3 protein-coding genes are annotated in these 5,502 nt (G+C 48.2%); 1 reads left to right on the plus strand and 2 read right to left on the minus strand.

The features are described 5' to 3' along the window. Positions 1-186 precede the first annotated feature (186 nt). The gene (locus Q1M25_RS07695) at positions 187-1,758 is read right to left on the minus strand and encodes an RNA-binding protein (RefSeq protein ID WP_300483602.1); all 1,572 of its coding nucleotides are present in this window, start codon (positions 1,756-1,758) and stop codon (positions 187-189) included. A gap of 1,114 nt (positions 1,759-2,872) precedes the next feature. Here Q1M25_RS07695 and rtcR point away from each other — a divergent pair. Next, positions 2,873-4,501 (plus strand): RNA repair transcriptional activator RtcR, encoded by a 1,629-nt coding sequence (gene rtcR, locus Q1M25_RS07700; RefSeq protein ID WP_300483605.1) that lies wholly within the window; start codon positions 2,873-2,875, stop codon positions 4,499-4,501. 150 nt (positions 4,502-4,651) lie between these two features. Here rtcR and fghA read toward each other — a convergent pair whose 3' ends face one another. Continuing rightward, on the minus strand, positions 4,652-5,479 hold the full coding sequence (gene fghA, locus Q1M25_RS07705; protein WP_300483608.1) for an S-formylglutathione hydrolase: 828 nt from the start codon (positions 5,477-5,479) through the stop codon (positions 4,652-4,654). Positions 5,480-5,502 lie beyond the last annotated feature (23 nt).

Raw genomic sequence — 5,502 nt, forward strand, 5'->3', positions numbered from 1 at the left:
GCATCTGGATACTGCGCTTTAAATTCCGCGGCTTTTTGTTCGGCAAACGTCGATTTTCCCGAACCTTGATGACCGCGGATTAAGATAAATTTTTGCATTTTGTTTCCTTATTCTTTTTCTTAGCTTACCCTGAATAAATAGGCCGTCTGAAAAATATTTCTACCCTTTTTTCAGACGGCCTCAGCTTCAGTTCACAACTGCCAACGGCGTTTTCTCAATCTCTTCTACCCAGAAATCTGTACCCATGCCTCGTTCGGCAAAGGAACCAATCAGGGAGAATACTTGGTCGGAGAAGCCGCCGATGTTCAAAATATCCTGACGGTTTCGTGCTTGAGCCGTGGTGTAGGGCTGGATGTCCAAGCAGACGAGTTTGGCTTCGGGGCAGCGTTGTTTCAGGATGTCCCATTCTTTCATCAGGCCGGTTTTGCCGCCCCATTGTCCGAGGTCTGCCCAGCTTTCGTTGTCAGACACGATGACGACCAAATCCACATCGGCTTTTTCTCGGTTCAGTATGGCGAGCGGCGCGCTGCATGCCGTTCCGCCGCCACCGATATTGCCGAGTTTTTGGGCGTTGGTCATGATGCTGTCGCGCGGGTTGAGCTTGACGTTTACCGTGATTTGTTCAAACGGTATCACGCGGGCTTGCGGGTTGGTACGCAACATGGCGGCGGATACGAGCGCGGCAATGTCGATGCAGCGGGTTTTGCTGGTCGCGCTGCCGCGATAGCCTGTAACCGAGCTGTGCATGGAGCCGGAGACGTCCGGGCAAACCACGACTTTGCCTTGGATTGCCGGTACGTTTTGTACGGCGGTTTCCATCGCGTCTTGCAGCGCTTCGCGGATTTCAAACGGCATCTGTTCGGATGTCGCCTGATAGGCAGTCAGCAACTGATAAGGCAAAACACGGGCGCGAGCAATGGCGGTTTCATCACGCAGTTTTTCTGCCACCATTTTGATGTTTTTGCTTTTGGCAAACACTTCGTGGCGCAGGAAAGTGTTCAGGTTTTGACGAACCTGCTGCCATGAGCCGTTGCGGGCAATTTGCGCCCAGTCGCCGCTGTTCAAGTCTAAAGCAGTGAGCATTTGGAAAGGAACGTTGGGCAATGTGCCTTCTCGGCTTTGTTTGTAGTCTTCAAAAGCGCGGGTAATGGGCGGCAATGCTTCGCGGTCGTACGGTTTGCCGATCAGCCATGCAAACCATGCGGCACGCCATGCTTCACGCGGTTTTGGGTGCACCATTTTGACTACGTCTGCCAGCGACGGCGAATTGCCGACGGCGGCGTTCAACAGTTGTTTTTCGGTGGCGGTCAAAAGCCAAGTCTGCATCAGTTTTTTCGGACGGTTGCCGAAAGATTTTCTGCCGACCGCGCCGCTGCGGATAATTTGTGCGAAATTACGCAACATTTTACCGTTGTCCGCCACTTGATCGAATACGCGGGTGAGCATGTTCACGTCTTTTTGAGCCAACACGGCAAGCAACAGCGCAGGCATATCTTTCATAAAACCTTTTTGACGGGCATATACGGCAGTTTTGGCGATGAACTCGGCATCCAGGTTTTCCGCCAATTTCAACACTTGGTCAAGCTGACTTTGGGCGTCGGCATAGAAGGTATTGTTCAGACAACCGGTAGCGGCAAGCTGTGCCAACTGTTGTTTGGGTGTCAGCGTGTAGGCGATGCCGCCGGCTTCATTATGGGTATCGGTTTTAGTAAAACGGTTTTTAATCGATTGAAACAAGGTAGTATTAGCCATTTTCATTTTCTTTCATATTGTTGGTTTGAGGCCGTCTGAACTTGTTTTAGCTTTGTTTTTCAGACGGCCTTGAATGGGTGGCAGTGTGGCGGCTAAAGATGAAGAGAAGCGTTTTTAACTGAAAGCTAATGTATTCTCTTCCGGGCATCCGCCTACTGCCGTAGGGCGACTAGATTTACTAGGATCATTCAGGTTTTAGCAGAAAAGGAATGTAATCCTAATGGCATTCACCCATAAGGGGCGGCACATCTGGCAACAAAGAGTGGAGAAATTTTTACGCGCTCTATCCACTGAGCTACTCTGCCATTGTTGGCGGCAGAGGCGGGACTCGAACCCGCGACCTCGAGCTTAGCAGGCTGTAATTCCTCCGGCATTTGCCGTTTGCACCGAAAACAGTTTTTATATCTGCCTGCCTGAATATTTCAGACGGCCTCGAATGGATGGCAGCGTAGCGGATAAACATGAAGAGAAACGGTTTTAACGTGAAAGGTTAATGTACCCTCTCCGAGCATCCACCTGCTGCCGTAAAAGTAATATGGCACGCAACAAGTTTTTAAGGGAAACATGCCTTTACTCTACCAACTGAGCTACTCTGCTATTTTGGATAACAGAGACAGGACTCGAACCTGCGACACAAGGATATCCATGTTGTAGTTTCCCCAGGCATTTGCCTGCCATATTGAAAAGGGTGAGCGACTAAATAAACAAGACGTTCAACGTCTATCAGACGAGACAGGATTCGAACCTGTTAATCCAAATGTAGTCTTGTTGGCATTCGCCCTGTAACCACACAGCAACTAAATTTACGGAAAATTTTTCTCCGGTAACTGTATTTCCCGAAGCATCTGCTGTATCGTTACATTCACAACATAGCCAACAGCGTGCCAAGAATAAAATTTTTATAAAAATAATTTTTAATTAATTGAATATAAAGGAAATATATTTTAAAGTAGCTTTTATCGGCAAAAAGCGTAGAATACTAAAAAATATATTTATAGATAGTTATATAGAAAATAAAATATACAAGGATATATGATGAGATTCGATGATTTGGACAAACGCTTGCGGCTAAGTAAACGGCAAATTTGTCCTGGAAAATAATTTAAAGGCCGTCTGAAACATGAATACTATCCCTAAAAAACAAGTCGCCGTCAGCTTTCTCGGTACGGTATTGGACAGTGGTTTCGGTCAAGGGCGTTGGCAGAAGTGGCGGCCGAATGTCGCCATGAATCAGCGTCAAGATTTTCATCTTGACCGCGTGGAGCTGTTTTATGCGGAGAAATACCGCGAACTGGCGGATCATGTAAAAGCCGATATTCAGCAAGTATCGCCGCACACAGTCGTCAATCTCGTATCTATGGAGCTGGCAAACCCGTGGGATTTCTCCGAGGTTTATACCAAGCTGCACGATTGGGCGGCGAGCTATCCATTTGAGACAGAAGAAGAAACCTATCTCACCCACATCACGACAGGTACACACGTTGCCCAAATCTGTCTGTTTTTATTGGTGGAATCGCGTCAAATCCCCGGCGTTCTGTTACAAACCGCTCCACCCAAAAACCAAAGACGCAGTATGGAGGATGGCAATGTCGGCAGTTATGAAATCATAGATTTGGACTTGGCTCGTTACGACGTACTGGCAGAACGCCTTGCCGCCGTACGCGACGATGCAGTGCGCTACCTGAAAAGCGGCATCTCCACCCAAAACGCCGCCTTCAACCGCATGATTGCCGAAATCGAACAAGTCACGCTCAACTCCCCTTCCCCCATTCTGCTTTCCGGCCCGACAGGCGCAGGCAAATCTATGCTGGCACGCAGGATTTTTGAATTGAAAAAAGCGCGCCATCTGATTAAAGGCACATTTGTCGATGTAAACTGCGCCACCCTTCGCGGCGACGGCGCAGCATCTGCCCTGTTCGGCCACAAAAAAGGCGCCTTTACCGGTGCTGCAGAAAAGCGTGAAGGCTATTTGAAAACCGCCGACGGCGGCGTATTGTTTTTAGATGAAATCGGAGAATTGGGCTTAGACGAGCAAGCCATGTTACTCAAAGCCATTGAAGAAAAACACTTTTATCCCGTCGGCAGCGACAGCGAAGTCAAAAGTGACTTCCAACTTATCGCCGGCACCAATCGCGACCTGCGCCACGAAATCCGTGCCGGACGCTTCCGCGAAGACCTGTTCGCCCGCATCAACATCTGGAATTACCCACTGCCCGCACTCGCCAACCGCCGCGAAGACATCGAGCCGAACGTCGAACATCAGCTTGCCCTAGCCTCGCAAGAACTCGGCCGAACCACCCGCTTCAACAAAGAAGCCCTGGCCGCCTACCTCGAATTCGCACACTCCAACCAAGCGCCATGGCGCGGCAACTTCCGCGACCTCGCCGCCAGCATCATGCGCCTGGCCACACTCGCGCCGCAAGGCAGGATACAGGTAGAACAAGTTCAAGCCGAAATCGAACGCCTCAAATGGTTATGGTCGGAAGAACCCTTTTCAGACGGCCTCCTACATAAAAGGCCGTCTGAAAAAGCACAAGACTATCCCGATAAAGTCGATTGGGACACATTGGATTTATTCGACAAACTACAACTGCAACACGTCATCGACGAATGCCGCAAACATCCCAACATGGCCGCTGCCGGCCGTGCATTGTTCAATGTCTCCCGAACAGAAAGAGCAAAAGTCAATGACAGCGATCGACTGAGAAAGTATTTGCAACGGTTTGGACTGGAATGGGGGGATATTTAAATAAAGTGGGCAAGCTAGCTCATTTTAATCGCATTATTTTTCATCATTTATAAAAAATAAAAGGCATCAATCCGATGCCTTTTATTTTCGTTAACATAAAAATTAACGTTCATGCCAACGTTTGATCGATTCCCGAATCACTTCTCTGGTTTACTTCAAAAATGCCGCATGATAGGCAATATGCTCACCAATAAAACTGGCGATGAAGTAATAGCTATGATCATAGCCTTTGTGGAAGCGCACATCGACCGGTTGATTTGCCGCACGACAGGTTTCGATAAAATCTTCGGTGCGCAATTGTGTTGGCAAAAACTCATCTTCCAAGCCCTGATCAATGCGCATACCTTGCACTTTATAGCCTTGTTGGATGAGCGAGTTAGCATCATATTGCTGCCATTTTTCGCGATCTTTTCCTAAATAGGCAGAAAAGGCTTTCTCCCCCCAAGGCACAAGGCTTGGCGACAAAATAGGCGAAAAGGCAGAAACACTTTGATAACGTTCTCGGTTTCGCAATGCCAATACCAATGCGCCATGTCCGCCCATTGAATGTCCCATAATCGAACGTTTGCCGTTGGTAGGAAATTTTTCCTCAATCAGACTAGGCAACTCATTCAAAATATAATCATACATTTGATAATTCGTCGCCCAAGGCTGCTCGGTCGCATTCAGATAAAAGCCTGCACCTTGCCCTAAATCATAAGTAGCATCGTTCGGCACTTGCTCTCCACGAGGACTAGTATCAGGTGCAACCACAATTACTTGATGTTCTGCCGCATAACGCTGAAAACCTGATTTGGTAATGAAATTTTGTTCCGTACACGTTAAGCCGGAAAGCCAATAAATCACACCAAGCGGTCGATTCTCCGGATTATCCGGCAAATAGACGGCAAATTTCATTTCGCACTGAAGCGTTTGGGCATGGTGTGCCCAAACTTGTTGCGAACCACCAAAAATTTGATGTTGTTCAATCAGTTTCATCGCGTACCTTAGTAATGAATAAC

This window comes from uncultured Neisseria sp., assembly GCF_951230505.1.
Lineage (GTDB): Bacteria > Pseudomonadota > Gammaproteobacteria > Burkholderiales > Neisseriaceae > Neisseria.

What these genes read in the sequence shown, in the direction of transcription:
- Q1M25_RS07695 (WP_300483602.1), bottom strand. Translation starts at nt 1,758, where the DNA reads ATGAAAATGGCTAATACTACCTTGTTTCAATCGATTAAAAACCGTTTT.
- rtcR (WP_300483605.1), top strand. Translation starts at nt 2,873, where the DNA reads ATGAATACTATCCCTAAAAAACAAGTCGCCGTCAGCTTTCTCGGTACG.
- fghA (WP_300483608.1), bottom strand. Translation starts at nt 5,479, where the DNA reads ATGAAACTGATTGAACAACATCAAATTTTTGGTGGTTCGCAACAAGTT.